Raw genomic sequence first — 1,380 nt, 5'->3', positions numbered from 1 at the left:
AGATATTAAAGGGCTTGAAACTGGGTTGTGTGAGTTCCAAAGATTCATCTGATGACGATATCCCCGATACATTAACCAGTGATCAAATAGACGCAAAATCCATTGGATCAGGCTCATTTAAAACAGCCTATAATTTTAAAAATCAACCTGGTTTATTGGTATTGCTATTAGCTTCAGAGCATGAAGTCATCAAGATTGAAGAGGAGATGAGGTGGTTAGATCAACTAGACTCACTTGGTATGAAAACCCCTAAGCGTTACAAACAAATTACATTTATAAAGAAATCTAAGTCTAAGTTTAAACCCGATGTTGAGCAACACGGTTTAGTTGTGCAAAAGATTGAAGGTGCACAAGATATAAGATTAAGGCGCAGAGCAGCATATGCTGGATCTCTGTCAAAAGTGCTGAACAATAGCAACAACCAAACTTTAAAAGATGTTAAACGTTTACAAAAAATATTTACAAAAAACCCCAATCTTTTTGTGGCAGATTTCCAAGGACTTGTTGCTGAAGACGGTCAACTGTATATTATAGATCCGCAGGGTGTTGATATGAATGCAGAAAAAATGCGAAATTCAATTCACTTAGATGTTTTACAGTCATTTGAGCAACATATTTTAAAGCGTCATCAGCGTTTTACCGATAAAGCACTCAATCATATTGCCTATATTGACAAGGAGCTTTGGAAATCATACAGCGATACACAAAAACAACAAATACTAAGCGATACACGGAAAAATAACAATAAAATCATTGTTATTTATGATTTTAAAACAGGCAAAAAAGAAGTTGCCCATCAACCAAGTAATGCGCAAGAGTTGGATTTTGACACTATCGAAGTCATTACCCGTGATAACCAAAACCAAGGTGTTAATTTAAAAGAAAAGTGTCTTGATTTTATCAAGCAAGAAGGTTGGGTAAAAACAAAAGATTTTGTTTTCCGTGTCAATATTGCTGAGGAGTACGAAGCTTTAAACCTCAAAAGCAATGGTAAAAACAAACACAATATTATTTTGTCTATTGGTGAAGATAAAATCACCATAGACGCTGCCAAAGCGTTATTCGATAAACACCCTGATACCAGCATTATTGTGACACTCGATGAACAAGGTGAATTGGTTTTTCCAGAAGGTGAAACATTCAGTCCTGATTCTAGTGTGCGGCTCAATATTGTTGGACATCCAGAAAACTTAGGAAAAGTGAGTGCCACAAAGTTAGCAGATTACACCGACACACTAATGCAACGCTATCATGTCGATTCAGTGGACAGTCCCGCCTATTTAAATCGGGCTGCGATTGTAGGTTGTGATAATGGAATGCTGAGTGAAAATTACGCCAAGCAACTTTATACCCGAGAATACTTAAGAGGCGCTAGCGTTA

Annotated in this window: 1 protein-coding gene; it reads left to right on the top strand. The window is 36.7% G+C overall.

Going from position 1 to position 1,380, the window contains the following annotated elements:
- Window positions 1-1,380: C80 family cysteine peptidase (locus tag BAZSYMA_RS07280; RefSeq protein ID WP_206599453.1), on the top strand; the 1,380-nt coding region annotated here is incomplete at both ends.

This window comes from Bathymodiolus azoricus thioautotrophic gill symbiont (genome assembly GCF_001298715.1).
Taxonomy (GTDB): domain Bacteria; phylum Pseudomonadota; class Gammaproteobacteria; order PS1; family Pseudothioglobaceae; genus Thiodubiliella.
Note: the sequence above shows the minus strand (reverse complement) of the source record. Positions and strands in the feature narration are given on the sequence as shown.